The organism is Streptomyces sp. NPDC026538 (genome assembly GCF_055567535.1).
In genome coordinates, this window is record NZ_JBVHQG010000002.1 from 312950 (window position 1) to 328234 (window position 15285).

Sequence of the window (15285 nt, forward strand, 5' to 3'; positions counted from 1 at the left end):
GCCGGTCAGGATTCCGCAAAGCCCGGGCCGCCGCCCCGGATCAGCGCATCTCGGCCGTGATGGCCCACCGCTCGTGGTCCCGCCAGGCCCCGTCGATGTAGATCATGTTCGGCGAGAACCCCTCGAGGCGGAACCCGGCACCGCGCGCGAGCGCGATGGAGGCGGCGTTGCCGGGCTGGGCGTTGATCTCCAGCCGGTGCAGCCGCATCGGCCCGAAGGCGTGGTCCACGACCAGCCCCATCGCCTCCCGCATCAGCCCGCGCCCGGCGGCGTGCGCGAACACCCCGTAGCCGAGGGCACCGCACTGGAAGCCGCCCTCGACGATGTTGTTGATGTTGATGAACCCGGCGATCGCCCCACCGTGCTCTGCCCTGTCCTTCTCGCAGACCAGGAACCCGGCCTTGCTGCGGTCCTCGATCAGCCGGCCCGCGTAACCGGCGTAGGCCGCGTCCGTGGTGGGCGGGAACAGCCAGGGCTCGTGGAGGTCCTTGCTCTCCCGGGCCCGGGCGATGAACTCGGCGCCGTCCTCGTAGGTGAAGTGGCGGATGCCCACGCGAGGGCCCTCGGCGAGATAGCGGGAAGCGATGTGCGGCATCCGACCACCCTACGCAAAGCCGGCCGCGGTGTTTCGTGACTCAGGCCCCGCACCGTGCTCCGACTCAACGCAGTGCCGGTTCCAGCAGCGTGAGCGTGCCCGCGTCGGCGTCCAGCTCCGCCGCGACGCCGAGCGGGATCGTCAGGGCGGACTCGCAGTGCCCGAAGCCGAACTCCTCCACCACCGGTACCCCGAGCCCGCCCAGCCGGTCGGCGAGCACCGCCCGCACGTCCTCGTACGGCCCGCACCGGTCCCAGGACCCGAGCAGGATCCCGGCGACGCCGTCGAGCCGGCCGGACCGCAGCAGCTGGGTGATGCTCCGGTCGAGGCTGTACGGCTGCTCGCCCACGTCCTCCAGCAGGAGCAGCCCGCCGCGCGCGCCGGGGTGGGTGTGCGGGGTGCCGATGCCGGTCGCGAGCAGGCGCAGGCAGCCGCCGACCGTGACGCCCCGGGCCCGGCCGGGCACCAGCGAGCGGCCCCGGCCGGTGATCGTGCGGACCGTCTCCGGGGCGAACAGGGTGGCCCGCAGATGCTGCTGCGCCTCGGTGCTCTTGACGAAGTCGGCACCCGCGGCCACCGGCCCGTACAGGGTGGCGAGCCCGAGCCGGGTGGCGAACGCCTCGTGCAGCACCGTCCCGTCGCTGAAGCCGACGAACGCCTTCGGCCCGGCGGCCCGCATCGCCTCCCAGTCGAGCAGGTCGACCAGGCGCTGGGCGCCGTAGCCGCCGCGCGCGCAGAGCACGGCGGACACGGACGGGTCGCACCAGGCCCGCTGGAGGTCGGCGGCCCGGTCGGCGTCGGAGCCGGCGAGATAGCCCAGCTCTCCGTCCTTGGCGAGCACATGCGGTGCCACCACGGGGTCGAGATCCCAGCCGCGCAGGATGTCGAGGCCCGCCTGGAGCCGCTCCTCCACCACCGGCCCGCTCGGCGCCACCACGGCGACCCGCGCTCCGGGGGCGAGCCTCGACGGCCGTACCAGCTCTCTCACTTCACCAGCTCCAACTCGGGGATGCCGGGCACGTTCAGCCCGAACACCTGGGCGTACAAGGCGAGTTCGGCCTCCAGGGCGCGAACCATGGTCTCGGCGCGACGGAAGCCGTGGCCCTCGCCCGCGAAGGTGAGGTAGGCGTGCGGCACGCGCCGTCCGTCGAGGTTGGCGAGGAAGCGTTCGCACTGCACGGGCGGGCAGATCACGTCGTCCAGGCCCTGGAGCAGCAGGAAGGGCGCGGCGAGCCGGTCGGCGTGCTCGCTGGGCGAGCGTTCGACGTACCGCTCGGGGACCTCGGCCAGCGGCCCGATCAGTGACTCCAGATACCGGGACTCGAAATCGTGGGTCTCCCCCGTGCCCCAGCCGGTGAGGTCGAGGATGGGGTAGGCGATGGTGCCGCAGGCGTAGACGTCGGTGCTGGTCAGCGAGGCCGCCGCGGTCCAGCCGCCGGCGCTGCCGCCCCGGATGGCCAGCCGGGCGCGGTCGGCGGTGCCCTCCTCGGCGAGGGCGAGGGCGACGGCCGCGCAGTCCTCGACGTCGACCACGCCCCACTGCTCGCGCAGCCGGTTGCGGTACTCCCGCCCGTACCCGGTGGAGCCGCCGTAGTTGACCTCGGCGACGCCGATGCCCCGGGCGGTGAAGTAGCCGATGGCCAGGTCGAGGACGAGGGGCGCCCGGCTGGTGGGGCCGCCGTGTGCCCAGACGACGTACGGCGGCAGCTCGCCGTCGGGGGCGGTGTGGCCGGGGTGGTGGGGCGGGTAGATGTGGGCGTGCACCTCGCGGCCGTCCGGGCCGGAGAAGGTGCGGACCCGCGGCTCCGGATAGTAGGCGGGGTCGACCGGGTCACGGTGGGCGGCGCCGACGACCCGGGCACGGCCGCTCGCGGTGTCCAGTTCGATCACTTCGTACGTGGTGCGCGGGCCGGCGCCGACCGCGACGACTCGGGTGCCGTGCGCCGCGAGGGCGGCGGCGAACTCGGTCCAGGGGCCGGCGGCGTCGACGAGGTCACCGGATTCCGGGTCGAGTATCCCGAGTGCGGTCGCCCCCCGGCCGTGGACGACGGCGATCAGCCCGTTGTCCAGCGGGGCGAACCAGCGCTGGCCGAGCTTCCAGAGCGGCCCGGCGAACTCCTCCTCGCGCGGGCACAGCCGATTGCCGTCGCGGTAGAGGTTCCACCAGCCACTGCGGTCGCTCGCGTACAGGAGACGGCCGTCCGACGACCATTCGACCTGGGCGACGGACTCCTCGGGCCCGCCCGCGACCGTACGGACCCCGTGCAGCACACCGTCGTCGCCGACCTCGCCGACCAGCAGTTCCGTGCCGTCCCACGGCATCCGCGGATGGTCCCAGGCGAGCCAGGCGGCCCGCCGCCCGTCGGGCGACAGGCGTGGACCGGTCACGAACCGGTGCCGGTCGTCGGTGAGTTCGCGTACGGCGGCCCGGTCCTCGGCGGCCGAGCCGTCCAGGGGTACGGCGGCGAGCACCCGCCGCACATCGCCGGGGCCGTCCCCGGTGAACTCCTCGAGGACGCACCAGACCTCACCCCGTTCGAGCAGCAACCGCGGTTCGGCCCAGCGGAGCCCCGTCGGGGTCAGCGGGCGCGGCTCGGTACCCGGCTCGTAGCGGTACAGCCGCTGGTCGTCGAAGTGGACGAAGACCAGCAGCGGTTCGCCGCCGGCCGCGGGCACGGCACCGGCCCAGGGATGTCCGCCGTACTCGATGACCCGGCTGCGGACGTTCCACGGCGCGGGCAGCACGGACTCCCGGGTGGCGCCCCGCACCAGGGTCCGGCGGCCGCCCTCCCGCGGGCGGGGTTCGGTCCACCAGGTCTCGTCGCCGACGAAGCCCACCCACTCGGGGCTGCCGTCGTGCGCGGCGGCCAGGGCCGCGTCGATGGGCGAGGGCCAGGAGCCGTACGGCTTCGTCTCCACGATGTCTCCTATGCCGTGCGCAGGAAGCGGTCCAGGACCCGGACGCCGAAGTGCAGGGCCTCCACGGGGACCCGTTCGTCGACGCCGTGGAACATGGCCTGGTAGTCGTAGCCCTCGGGCAGCCGGAGCGGTGTGAAACCGTAGCCGGTGATGCCGAGCCGGGAGAACTGCTTGGCGTCGGTGCCGCCCGACATGCAGTACGGCACCACGTGCCCCTCGGGCGCGAACTCCTCGACGGCGGCGCGCATCCGGGCGTACGTCGGTGAGTCGAGCGGCGCCTGGAGGGCGACCTCGCGATGGTGGAACTCCCAGTCGACATCGGGTCCGGTGAGCCGGTCCAGGGTGGCGCGGAACTCGTCCTCGGTACCGTGCAGATGGCGTCCGTCGACGAATGCGACGGCTTCGCCGGGGATGACGTTGACCTTGTAACCGGCGTTCAGCATGGTCGGGTTGGCGCTGTTGCGGACGGTGGCCTCGACCAGTTTGGCGGCCGGCCCGAGCTTGTCGAGCAGCACGTCGACCTCCGTGAGGTCGGGCTCGATGCCGTAGACGGCGGCGAGTTCCCTGAGGGCGGCGGTGACCGTCGGGGTGAGCCGGAGCGGCCAGTTGTGCTCGCCGATCCGGGTGACGGCGGCGGCGAGCCGGGTGACCGCGTTCTCCTTGTTGACCTTGGAGCCGTGTCCGGCGCGGCCGTGCGCGGTGAGCTTCAGCCAGCCGGTGCCCCGCTCGCCCGCGGCGATGGGGTAGAGCTGCCGTCCGCGGCCGTCGTGGAAAGTGAAGGCGCCCGACTCGCTGACGCCCTCGGTGCAGCCCTCGAACAGCTCGGGGTGGTGGTCGGCGAGGAACCCGGAGCCGTCCTCGGCGCTGGCCTCCTCGTCGGCGGTGAAGGCGACGACGATGTCCCGGCGCGGTCGTACCCCCTCGCGGGCCCAGGACCGCGCCACCGCCAGGATCATCGCGTCCATGTTCTTCATGTCGACGGCGCCCCGGCCCCACACGACCCCGTCGCGGATCTCCCCGGAGAAGGGGTCGACGCTCCAGTCGGCGGGCTGTGCGGGCACCACGTCGAGGTGCCCGTGGACAAGGAGCGCGTCCGCCCTCGCGTCCGTCCCCTCGATGCGGGCGACGACGTTGGTGCGGCCCTCGGTCCGCTCCAGGAGGATCGGCTCCAGACCCGCTCCCGCCAGCCGCTCGGCCGCGTACTCGGCGGCGGGCCGCTCCCGGCAGTCGCCGCCGCCGAAGTTGCTGGTGTCGATCCGGATCAGCTCGGAGGTGAACCGGACCACCTCGTCCAGCGCCTGTTCGTCAGCCATACTGCTCCTCCACCGCGGCCGAGACGATCGTGGTGACCGCCTTGAAGGTGCGGATGCCGTCGTACATGGTCCCCTCGGTGTACGCCACCTTCCGCTCGCCGATCCGCTTCACGCCGGGGACGACGGTGGCGGAGAGGGCGAGGTGCTCGGCGTCGAACTCCAGGGCGACGGTGAACGGCCCGCCGCTCACGGGTTCGTGGCGCACCGCGAGCCCGGCCGCCTCCTTGGCGGCGGCGCGGATGTCGGCGGCGGTCCTGGCGGGCGTGCGGCACTTGGCGGCATACCTCGACACATGGTCCTTGACGGCGACCTTGAGGGCCTCGGGCGCGTAGCCGAGGGCGTCCTCGCAGGCCAGGTCGTCGCCGGTGACGAGGACGACCGGGACGCCGTACTCGGCGGCCACGTGGGCGTTGAGCAGGCCCTCGCTGGCACGGACGTCGTTGAGCCAGACGCCGGTGATGGAGTTGGCGAGGTAGGTGTGGGCGAGGACGCCCTCCATGCCGGCGCCGGTGTGGTAGCCGACGAAGGCGATGCCGTCGACGTCGCCGTGCTGGACGCCCTCGACCATGGAGAGGGTCTTGTGGCGGCCGGTGATCATCTCGGCGCGATCGTCGAGCTGCTCCAGGAGCAGGTTGCGCATGCTCCAGTGGGCCTCGTTGATGAGGACCTCGTCGGCACCGCCGTCGAGGAAGCCGAGGACGGCGGCGTTGACGTCCGAGGTGAACATCGACCGGCACCGCTCCCACTGCGGTGTGCCGGGCAGTACGTCGCCGGGCCAGGTCACCCCGGTGGCGCCCTCCATGTCGGCGCTGATGAGGATCTTCATGGTGCGCCACGTTACGCGTCCGGGCGGCCACCGGCCAGGAAGCAAGCCGTCGTCCTCCCCCGCACCCGACCGGCCCGGCACGGCCGTCCGCCCCCGGCCCGACGGCACGCCGAGGGGCGGACTGACGCTGTCCGTGGAGGTCAGTTCGCGCGCCCCGCCACCAGCCACTTCGACGGCAGCACGATCCGATCGCCGTCCGGGGTGAACTCTGTTGTCGTCAGGGGCAGTTCGCCGCTCGCCAAGACCGTGAGGCCGGCGTTGCGCAGGTACTCGGGTACCGCGTCGTCGGCGACCTCGCCGGGGGCGATGCCATGCCGGAAGACCGGGGCGAGCTTGGGCGGCGGGCCCGCCGGGCTCTGGGCGAGGCCGCCGAGGATGGGGCCGGCGGCCTGGGAGAGCTCGACGAGGAAGGCCCTGCCACGATCGCCGACGAGGGTGGCGACGGTGTCGGTCAACGGCTGCCGGTCATCGGGTTCGCACTGGTGCAGCACGCCCCGCATATAGACGTTGGCGTCGCCGAGTTCGGCGTGCAGGGCCTCGGCCTCGGTCTTCTCGACCGCGTCCAGCTGCCGGTAGCGGGCCAGTCCGGCCGGATCGGCGTGCCGGGCGTGTTCCAGGGCGGCCTCGGCGATGTCGGTGCCCAGCACCCGCGGGAAGCGGCCGGTGAGGAAGCGGGTCTGGGTGCCGTTGCCGCAGCCGAGGTCGACCAGCGGCAGGCCGGGGTCGGTGAGGTGGGGCTCGAAGAGGGGGACATGGACCGACGCGGTCACGCCCGGTTCGGCGTCCCAGAACACCGCCCCCGTCGCCTCGGGCGCCTCGCGCCAGAAGCCCTCCCAGGCGTCCCGGTATCTACTCGTCACGCTCATGCCCAACTCCCCAGGATGTGACCGCGGAAGGCCGCCGTATGTGACGGGCCAGTACGGTCTACCCTGCGCCGGTTTCGGCCACAAGCGCCTGGCGCGTTCCTTCACCCCACTTTCGACGAACGTGCGCCCTGGAGTCAACGGCGCCGTGAGGTGAGCTCGAACCAGACGGTCTTGCCGGCGGACGTGCGGCTGGTGCCCCACTCCCGGGCCAGTGTGCTCACCACCCGCAGTCCACGCCCGGAGCCGGCGTCGGGTTCCACGCTGAGCAGGGTCGGCAGGGTGTGGTCGTCGTCATCGACCTCGCACAGCAGGGTCTCGCCGCGGATCAGCCGGAGCTGGACCGGACGGTTGTGGGAGTGCCGGACGGCGTTGGTGACGATCTCGCTGACCATCAGTTCGGCGGGGTCGGCGAGCCGGGCCAGGCCCCAGTCGTGGAGCTGTTCGCGGACGGCGGCGCGGGCCCGGGGGACCTCGGCCGGGTCGAGGGCGAGCCGCCATTCGGCGACGTCGTCCGGCTCGATGCCGTTGAGGCGGGCCATCAGCAGGGCGACGTCGTCCTTGCGGTCGCCGCGGCCCGCCGCGGAGAACGTCGCGGCGAGGGCACGGATGATGGTGTCGCAGGCGTCGTCCATGGAGGCGGCCGGATGGGCGGCGGACTCGCAGAGGGCGGCGAGGCCGACACCGATGTCCGCACCGCGCATCTCGACGAGTCCGTCGGTGCACATCACCAGCCGGTCGCCGGGGTCCACGCGCACCCGAAGCGACTCGAAGGCGACCCCGCCGACGCCGATGGGCGCCCCGGTGGGCAGGTCGAGGAGTTCGCTGCGGCCGTCCACGGCACGGACCAGCACGGGCGGTATGTGGCCCGCGTTGGCGAGGTGAAGTTCGCTCTCGATCGGGTCGTAGACGGCGTACAGGCAGGTGGCGAGGTAGCCGTCGCCGAGCCGCTGGGCCAGGTCGTCGAGGTTGCGCAGGAGTTGGGCGGGCGGCAGGTCCAGGGCCGCCATGGTCTGGACGGCCGTCCGCAACTGGCCCATCATCGCGGCCGAGTTGAGGCCGTGGCCCATGACGTCGCCGACGACCAGGGCGGTGCGGGCGCCGGGGAGTTTCACGGAGTCGAACCAGTCACCGCCGATGCGTCCGAGCAGGGTGCCCGGCAGATACCGGGTGGCGATGTCACAGCCCGCCATGCGCGGCGGTATGTGCGGCAGCATGCTGTCCTGGAGGGTCTCGGCGACGCTCTCCTGGAAGGTGTACATGCGCGCGTTGTCGAGCACGAGGCCCGCGCGGGCGGCGAGTTCGGCACCGGTGACCCGGTCCATGTCGTTGAACGTCTCGCGCTCGGGGTGGCGCAGCAGGATCATGAAGCCGAGCACGACGTTGCGGGCCTTGAGGGGGACGACCAGCATCGAGCGGCCGGTGATCAGGGGCCGGATGTCACGCTTCTCGAACTGCGAGGCGATGGCATGGCCCATCTCCACGCTGATGCGCGGCACCAGGACCGGCTCGCCGCTCGTCATGCACTGGAAGAACGGGGTGTGCGCGGGGAACGGCATGGCCTCGCCGACCGGGACGACGTCGTCCCAGCGGCCGGGTTCGTCGGTGTGCTCCAGGGCGACCCGGTGCCACATGGTGGTGGTGTCGGGCACGCCGTCCGGGAACCCCTCGCCGGCGACGACCTGTTCACGCAGATAGGTGCCGGCGACATCGGTGAAGCGGGGTACGACGGCCCTGCTGACCTCGACGATGGTGCGGGACAGGTCGAGCGAGGTGCCGATCTTCCCGCTGACCTCGTTGAGGAATTCGAGGCGCTCACGGACGGCCGCGTACTCCAGGTCCTCGCCCTCGTCGTCGGTGAGGTCGGCGGGTACCGGCAGGCCCTGGGCGGCCACCAGGGCGGCGCGCTCCCGGCGGCCCTTGCGCTCGACGCGCCGGGCGACGCCCCAGTCCGGGGTGACGGGGACCCGGTCGTTCTGGCTGAACTCCAGGATCGGATAGCCGAGTTCCAGAACCTGGGCGACGATCCGGGCGCTCTCGTCGACGCTCATGCTGGGCAGGATCTCGGGGAGCCGGCGGGCGAGTTCCTCGGCGCCGGGGAAGTCGGTGTGCAGGGCGAATCCGGGCGCTATGCGCTCGAAGGCCACGTCCTCGGCACGCTCGGACCGGCGCAGCCGCTCGGCGTCCGCCGCGAGCACCAGCAGCCGCTCCTCGCCGGGACCGACCAGCGGATACGCCCACCAGAGCACATCGACCCGGTCGTGCTCCGGCACGGTGAGCCGGGCGCGGCCCGCGGCGGGGAAGTTCAGCCGTCCGTCGAGCGAGGACTCCAGGTCGGGGCCGAGTCCGTCGTAGGCCGCGTAGGCGCCGTACGGGGTGATCTCGTCGTCCTCGGGGAGCGCGCCGGAGACCGGCAGCAGGTCCAGGGCCAAGCGGCCGATCGCCTGTTCCCTGGCGGCGCCGAACAGCCGGCGCGCGCCGGTGCTCCAGTGGGAGACCCGCCCGTCGCGGTCGACGACGACCACGGCCAGCGGGATACGGCCTGCCGCGCCCTCCCCGGCACCGAAGCCGGGAGGTGTGTCCCGCTCGCTGCCATGGTCCATGGCCCAGGCCCTCTCTCCCCACGGCTCCGCGAAAGATCTATGCCGCCCGCCACTACCGTACGGTGGCCGCCGGTCGCGATGTGTGGCAATTCTGGAATTGGTTTCACCGGAGCGCACCGGCGCGCAGGTCCGCGCCCTCGCGCCCCGCTCGGCCGGTCCCCGCGCCCCGTCCGCTCAGTCCTCGTGCCCCAGTTGGAGATCGCGTTCGGTGCGACCGCCGCCCGCGACCTGGAGCACCGTCGCGACCGGCGGGTAACCGGCGGCGATGACGGTGTACTCGCCGGAGGAGAGGTCGACGAACCGGAACGTTCCGTCGGCGCCGGTGGTGAGGGTGTCCACGACGTTCCCCGCGGCGTCGAGGAGGGTCACGCGCGCGTCCTCGACGGGCCGCCCGCCGCCGGCCCGGACGGTGCCCTTCAGCACGGCGCCGCCCGCGAGTTCGACGTCCTGCCGGGTCTCCCGCGATGCCTGCACGGTGACCGGAAGGGCGGCCGGGCGGAAGGCGGGGGCGCTGCCGGCAAGGGTGTACTCGCCGGCCACCAGCTCGGTGATGACATAGCCGCCCTCGCGTCCGCTGCGGGTGCTGGCGACGACCTCGCCCTGCACGTTGGTGAGCGTGACGGTGGCGTCGCGGACGGGTGTGCCGTCGGCGGTGCGGACGGTGCCCGCGAGGCGTCCGGCGCCGCCGAGGACGACGTCGAGTTCGACGGGCCGCTCGCCGACGGTCACGGTGACCGCCTGCGGCTGGTGGCCGCCGGCGGCGGCGATCAGGACGTACGCACCGGAGCCGGGCGTGGACAGGGCGTACCGTCCGTCGTCGCCGCTCGCACCCCGGCCGATCTGTCGGCCGACGGCGTCGATGAGGGTGAGTGCGGCGCGGGGCACCACGGTCCCGTCGGGGTGCTGCACCGTGCCGCAGACCGGGATCCCGGCACCGGTGTACGGCGAGCGTGCCTGCGGGATCGGGGTGTTCACGGGGACGGACTCGGTTTCGGCGGTGGGGTGGGACACCAGCGGTTTCTCCTTGAGGAAGCAGGCGATGAGCAGACCGAGCACGAGCATCGGGACCAGGTAGAGGAAGATCCTGGGCATCGCGTCGGCGTAGGCGCGGATGTAGGCGTCGCGCAGCGCCGGGGGCAGCGCGTGGACGAGCTGCGGGGTGAGGGACTCGGGGTCGGGCAGCCGGGCGCCGGCGTGGGCGGGGAGACGTTTGTGCAGGGCGTCGGTGAGCCGGTCGGCGAAGAGGGTGCCGAAGACGGCGGCGCCGACGCTGCCGCCGATCTGCCGGAAGTAGTTGTTGGCGCTGGTGGCGGTGCCGAGGTCGGCGGGCCGTACGGAGTTCTGCACGGCGAGGACGAGCACCGGCATCACCATGCCGATGCCGGCGCCGAGCACGGCCATCCAGATGCTGTACTGCCAGCGCGGGGTGTCGACTTCGAGCCGGGAGAGCAGCCCCATGCCGACCACCGACAGTCCGCCGCCGAGCACCGGGAAGATCCGGTAGTGACCGGTGTGGCTGATGAGCTGCCCGGAGACGATCGAGGCGCCGACGATCCCGCCCATCATCGGCAGCATCAGCAGCCCGGACTCGGTGGCCGAGGCGCCGTCGACCATCTGCAGGAAGGTCGGCAGGTAGCTGGCGGCGCCGAACAGCGCGACGCCGACGACCAGTCCGACGAGTCCGGTCACGTTGAAGACGGAGTCCCGGAACAGCCGCAGCGGGATGAGGGGTTCGACCGCGTGGTGCTCGGCGATCAGGAACAGCACGGTGGCGACCACGGCACCGGCGCCGAGCCCGAGGATGACACGCGAGCCCCACTCGTACTCCGTGCCACCCCAACTGGTCAGCAGGACGACGCAGGTGGAGGCGGCGGCCAGCAACGGGGTGCCCAGGACGTCGAACCGGGCACGGGCCCGGGGCCGGGGCAGCTTCAGTACGGCCGTGACGACGGCCAGGGTGACCAGGCCGAAGGGCACGTTGACGTAGAAGCACCAGCGCCAGGAGAGGTGGTCGGTGAAGTAGCCGCCGAGCAGCGGTCCGGCGACGGAGGCGAGGCCGAAGGCGGCGCCGATCAGACCCATGAAGCGGCCGCGCTGCCGGGGCGGCACGATGTCGGCGATGATCGCCTGGACACCGATCATCAGCCCGCCGGCGCCGACGCCCTGCACCGCGCGGTAGGCGATCAGCTGGTCCATGCTCTGCGCCCGTCCGGCCAGCGCGGAGCCGACGACGAAGACCAGGATCGCGAACTGGAAGACGCTCTTGCGGCCGATGAGGTCGCCGAGCTTGCCGTAGACCGGGAGGCCGATGGTGGAGGTGAGCAGGTAGGCGGTGATCGCCCAGGACATCCGGTCCAGGCCGTGCAGCTCGCCGACGATCCTCGGGAGCGCGGTGGCGACGATCATCTGGTCCAGGGCGGCCAGCAGCAGGGCGAGCATCAGCCCGCAGAACACCAACCGGGTGCGGCGCGGCCCGAGTCCGGAGGCCGGGGCGGGTTCGGGTACGGGGGCGTCGGCAGGTGCCGCGGCCGGCTCCTCGTACTGCACCAGAGTCGTCCCCACGTACCGCTCCCCTCGTCGCGCCTGCGCACAGTTCCCGCCTTATGTCCCGTAGGGCGACAACTGTGGGCAAGCGCGACGAGTTACGGCACGAGACCGGTCGGGCCGGAGATCCACTCGAACCGGTGAGGGGTTCAACGCCCCCTGTCCATCCGGCGGTTGCCTACCGCCGGGGGATCGGGGCTACTTCGCGACCTCGGCGGCGAGCCTGTCGAGCACCTCGTCGTAGATCCGGCCGAGGCCCTTGGGGGCGAAGGTCTTCTCGAAGAAGCCGCCGATACCGCCGGCGCCCTGCCAGGTGGTGTGGACCACGACCCTGGAGCTGCCCTCGCCGGCCGGGGTGACGCGCCAGGTGGTGACCATGGAGGAGTTGCGGTCCTTCTCGACCAGCTCGCCGTCGGTGGGCTCGCTGACCTCCAGGAGGCAGTCGCGGACGCGCTTGCTGGTGGCCTGGAGCTTCCAGTGGACCAGGGTGCCCTCGCCGTCACCGCCCTCGCGCACCTCGTACTCGCTGAAGTGCTGGGGCAGCAGCTTCGCGCGCGTGCCGCTGTAGTCGGCGAGCGCGTCGAACACCGTCTCCGCGTCCGCCGCGACGATCCGCTCCGTAGTGGCCTCGACCTGCGCCATTGACTTCCTCCAGCACCTGAGTTCTCGGGGTTTGGGCAAGCCAACCACCCCGGCGCCCGGCCGCCCAAATCGGGGTGCCGGAAGCGGTCGGAAACGGTGCGCGCGCGGTCTCCAGGGATCGTTCGCACGATCATGGGAACAGATGTTCTATTCTGGGGGCAGTGCTACCGAGGAGGCGTCATGCGCTGGGAGAACCTCACCGAGGAGGCCGAACACGGCCGCGCCGACACCGCGCTGTTCGGCGCGGACGCGGTGACGACCCGCACCATCGACACCCCCGAGTTCCGGGGGATCACGTTCCACGAGGTGCGGGCACGGTCGATCATCAACCGGGTGCCGGGCGCCTCCCGGATGCCGTTCGAATGGACGGTGAACCCGTACCGGGGCTGCACGCACGCGTGCGTGTACTGCTTCGCGCGCAAGACGCACAGCTATCTGGACCTCGACACCGGGATCGGCTTCGACACCCAGATCGTGGTCAAGGTGAACGCCCCCGATCTGCTCCGCCGCCAGCTGGGCTCACGGCGCTGGCTGGGCGATCACATCGCGATGGGCACCAACGTCGACTGCTACCAGCGCGCGGAGGGGCGCTACCGGCTGATGCCGGGGATCATCTCGGCCCTGGCCGACCACGCGAACCCCTTCTCGATCCTCACCAAGGGCACGCTGATCCTGCGCGACCTCGACCTGCTGCGACGCGCGGCCGAGGTCACGGACGTCGGCATCTCGGTCTCGGTCGGCTTCGTCGACCCCGAGCTGTGGCGCACCGTGGAGCCGGGCACCCCGGCCCCCGAGCGCCGCCTGGACGTGGTGCGGGCCCTCACCGAGGCCGGCATCGGGTGCGGGGTCCTGATGGCGCCCGTGATCCCCTTCCTGGGCGACCACCCGGCCCAACTGCGGGCCACCGTGCGGGCGATCGCGGCCGCCGGGGCCACCTCCGTGACGCCCCTGGTGCTGCATCTGCGCCCCGGCGCCCGCGAGTGGTTCATGAGCTGGCTCGCGGCCCACCACCCGCACCTCGTCCGGCGCTACGAGCGGCTGTACGCGGAGGGCGCCTACGCGCCCAAGTGGTACCAGCGCCGGATCACCCGTCAGGTGCACGAGCTGGCCGAGGAGTACGGCATCGGGCCGAACCGCGCCGGCTCCCCCCGCCGGATGCCGGTACCGACGGCGGAGGAGGAGCCCGCGCTGCCGGAGCCGACGCAACTCACGCTGCTCTGAGAGCGTTCCCGACCGAGGCGTTCACAGCTGGGAGCGTTCGAGCGCAACCCTCGGCCCAATTGGGTCAATAATCGTCAGAACAGGTTCTTCCGGGTGCTGTTCCCGGGACGATGCGGCGAGGACCGTGACACGTGCGGTCCGCGACACCTCCGTCCTGGGAGGACCCCATGCGAACACGCGCAGCCGTGCTGTGCGCCGCCGCCGCTGTCGTGGCCGGGTCGTTCACCGCCCTGCCCGCGAGCGCCACCGCCCGAGCCGCCGTCCAGGCGCCCTCGGTGGCCTGGAAGAAGTGCGGCACCACCGACTATCCGACGCTGCAGTGCGGCACCGTCAAGGCGCCCCTCGACCACCGGAACCCGGGCGGGAAGCAGATCACGCTCGCCCTCTCCCGCGTCCCGCACACCGCGTCCACGTACCAGGGCCCGCTGCTGGTCAACCCCGGCGGCCCCGGCGGCAGCGGACTGAGCCTCGCCGGCTTCGTCGCCTCCACGCTGCCGAAGAAGGTGGCGGCCCAGTACGACGTCATCGGCTTCGACCCGCGTGGCGTGGGCCGGAGCAGCCCGGCGATCGACTGCGCGCCGGGCTACTTCGACCCGGTGCGCCCCGACTCGGTACCGGCCACGCCCGCCCTGGAACAGGCGAACCTCAAGCGCGTGCAGTCGTTCGCGGCGGCCTGCGGCAAGAAGTACGCGAGCCTGCTGCCGTACCTCGACACGGTCAGCGCCGCACAGGACATGGACTCCATCCGCCAGGCCCTCGGAGCCGGCCGGATCAGCTACTTCGGCTACTCCTACGGCACCTACCTGGGCGCCGTCTACGCGAAGCTGCACCCGGAGCGGATCCACCGCCTGGTCCTGGACTCGATCGTGGACCCGACGGGTGTCTGGTACGACGACAACCTCGGCCAGGACTACGCGTTCGACGACCGCCACCGCGCCCTGATGGCGTGGATCGCGAAGTACGACTCCACCTACAAGCTCGGCACCGACCCGAAGCAGGTCGAGGCCAGGTGGTACGCCATGCGGGCGGCGCTGGCGAAGAAGCCGGCGGGCGGCAAGGTGGGCGCCGCCGAGCTGGAGGACACCTTCATCCCGGGCGGCTACTACAACGGCTACTGGCCCTACCTGGCGGAGGCGTTCTCTTCCTACGTCAACGGCAAGAAGACGGCGGCGCTGGTCGAGGCGTACCAGAACTTCGCGGCCGTCGACGCCTCGGGCGAGAACGGCTACAGCGTCTACGCGGCCGTCCAGTGCCGGGACGCCTCCTGGCCGCGGGACTGGAACCAGTGGCGCAAGGACAACTGGGCGGCCTACGAGAAGGCACCGTTCATGGTCTGGAACAACGCCTGGTACAACGCGGCGTGCACCTCCTGGCCGACGTCCGCGCTGAAGCCGCCGACCATCGCCAACGGCAAGCTCCCGCCGACCCTTCTCTTCCAGGCCACGGACGACGCGGCCACGCCCTACCAGGGCGGTGTCACGGCCCACCGGCTGCTGGCCGGCTCCAGCCTGGTCGTCGAACAGGGCGGCGGCAACCACGGCATCACACTGAGCGGCAACAGCTGCCTGGACGACTACCTCGCCGCCTACCTGACCGACGGCAGGGTCCCGCACGGCGACGGCACCGCCGACGCAGTCTGCCGGAAGACCCCGGACCCGAAGCCCCTGAGCACGAAGGCGGCGTCCACGTCGTCGCGTGGCTCGACCCTGCACGGGCTGCTGGGGTTCCGCGGCTGAACCGGTCCTGACCGGCCGTCGGG

Annotated in this window: 11 protein-coding genes; 2 read left to right on the forward strand and 9 right to left on the reverse strand. The window is 72.2% G+C overall.

Translation table 11 applies throughout. The features are described 5' to 3' along the window. Positions 1–40: 40 nt before the first annotated feature. From ACZ4N4_RS08315 to ACZ4N4_RS08355, 9 genes are all read right to left on the reverse strand, one after another. Positions 41–595, reverse strand: coding sequence for a GNAT family N-acetyltransferase (locus ACZ4N4_RS08315; RefSeq protein WP_467585883.1), 555 nt, complete (start codon positions 593–595; stop codon positions 41–43). A 64-nt stretch (positions 596–659) separates the two neighbouring features. Further along, positions 660–1583 (reverse strand): S66 peptidase family protein, encoded by a 924-nt coding sequence (locus ACZ4N4_RS08320; RefSeq protein WP_467585885.1) that lies wholly within the window; start codon positions 1581–1583, stop codon positions 660–662. After that, positions 1580–3514, reverse strand: a complete 1935-nt coding sequence (locus ACZ4N4_RS08325; protein WP_467585888.1) for a prolyl oligopeptidase family serine peptidase — start codon at positions 3512–3514, stop codon at positions 1580–1582. Before ACZ4N4_RS08325 ends, ACZ4N4_RS08320 begins: the two co-directional genes overlap by 4 nt. Positions 3515–3522: 8 nt before the next feature. Then, positions 3523–4827 carry a M20/M25/M40 family metallo-hydrolase gene (locus tag ACZ4N4_RS08330; protein ID WP_467585890.1) on the reverse strand — a complete coding sequence of 435 codons (1305 nt, stop codon included), beginning with the start codon at positions 4825–4827 and terminating at the stop codon, positions 3523–3525. Beyond that, complete coding sequence (locus ACZ4N4_RS08335; RefSeq protein WP_467585893.1) at positions 4820–5653, reverse strand: M55 family metallopeptidase; 834 nt, start codon at positions 5651–5653, stop codon at positions 4820–4822. Before ACZ4N4_RS08335 ends, ACZ4N4_RS08330 begins: the two co-directional genes overlap by 8 nt. Before the next feature lie 140 nt (positions 5654–5793). Then, positions 5794–6519, reverse strand: a complete 726-nt coding sequence (locus ACZ4N4_RS08340; RefSeq protein WP_453569601.1) for a class I SAM-dependent methyltransferase — start codon at positions 6517–6519, stop codon at positions 5794–5796. A 134-nt stretch (positions 6520–6653) separates the two neighbouring features. Next, positions 6654–9119, reverse strand: coding sequence for an ATP-binding SpoIIE family protein phosphatase (locus ACZ4N4_RS08345; RefSeq protein WP_467585895.1), 2466 nt, complete (start codon positions 9117–9119; stop codon positions 6654–6656). A 174-nt stretch (positions 9120–9293) separates the two neighbouring features. Beyond that, positions 9294–11681, reverse strand: a complete 2388-nt coding sequence (locus tag ACZ4N4_RS08350; RefSeq protein WP_467585897.1) for an MFS transporter — start codon at positions 11679–11681, stop codon at positions 9294–9296. Positions 11682–11861: 180 nt separating this feature from the next. Further along, positions 11862–12305, reverse strand: a complete 444-nt coding sequence (locus ACZ4N4_RS08355; protein ID WP_453569592.1) for an SRPBCC family protein — start codon at positions 12303–12305, stop codon at positions 11862–11864. 180 nt (positions 12306–12485) lie between these two features. Here ACZ4N4_RS08355 and ACZ4N4_RS08360 point away from each other — a divergent pair, with 180 nt between their 5' ends. Next, positions 12486–13526 carry an Rv2578c family radical SAM protein gene (locus ACZ4N4_RS08360; RefSeq protein WP_467585900.1) on the forward strand — a complete coding sequence of 347 codons (1041 nt, stop codon included), beginning with the start codon at positions 12486–12488 and terminating at the stop codon, positions 13524–13526. Positions 13527–13693: 167 nt separating this feature from the next. Then, on the forward strand, positions 13694–15262 hold the full coding sequence (locus ACZ4N4_RS08365; protein WP_467585903.1) for an alpha/beta hydrolase: 1569 nt from the start codon (positions 13694–13696) through the stop codon (positions 15260–15262). The last annotated feature ends 23 nt before the right edge of the window (positions 15263–15285 follow it).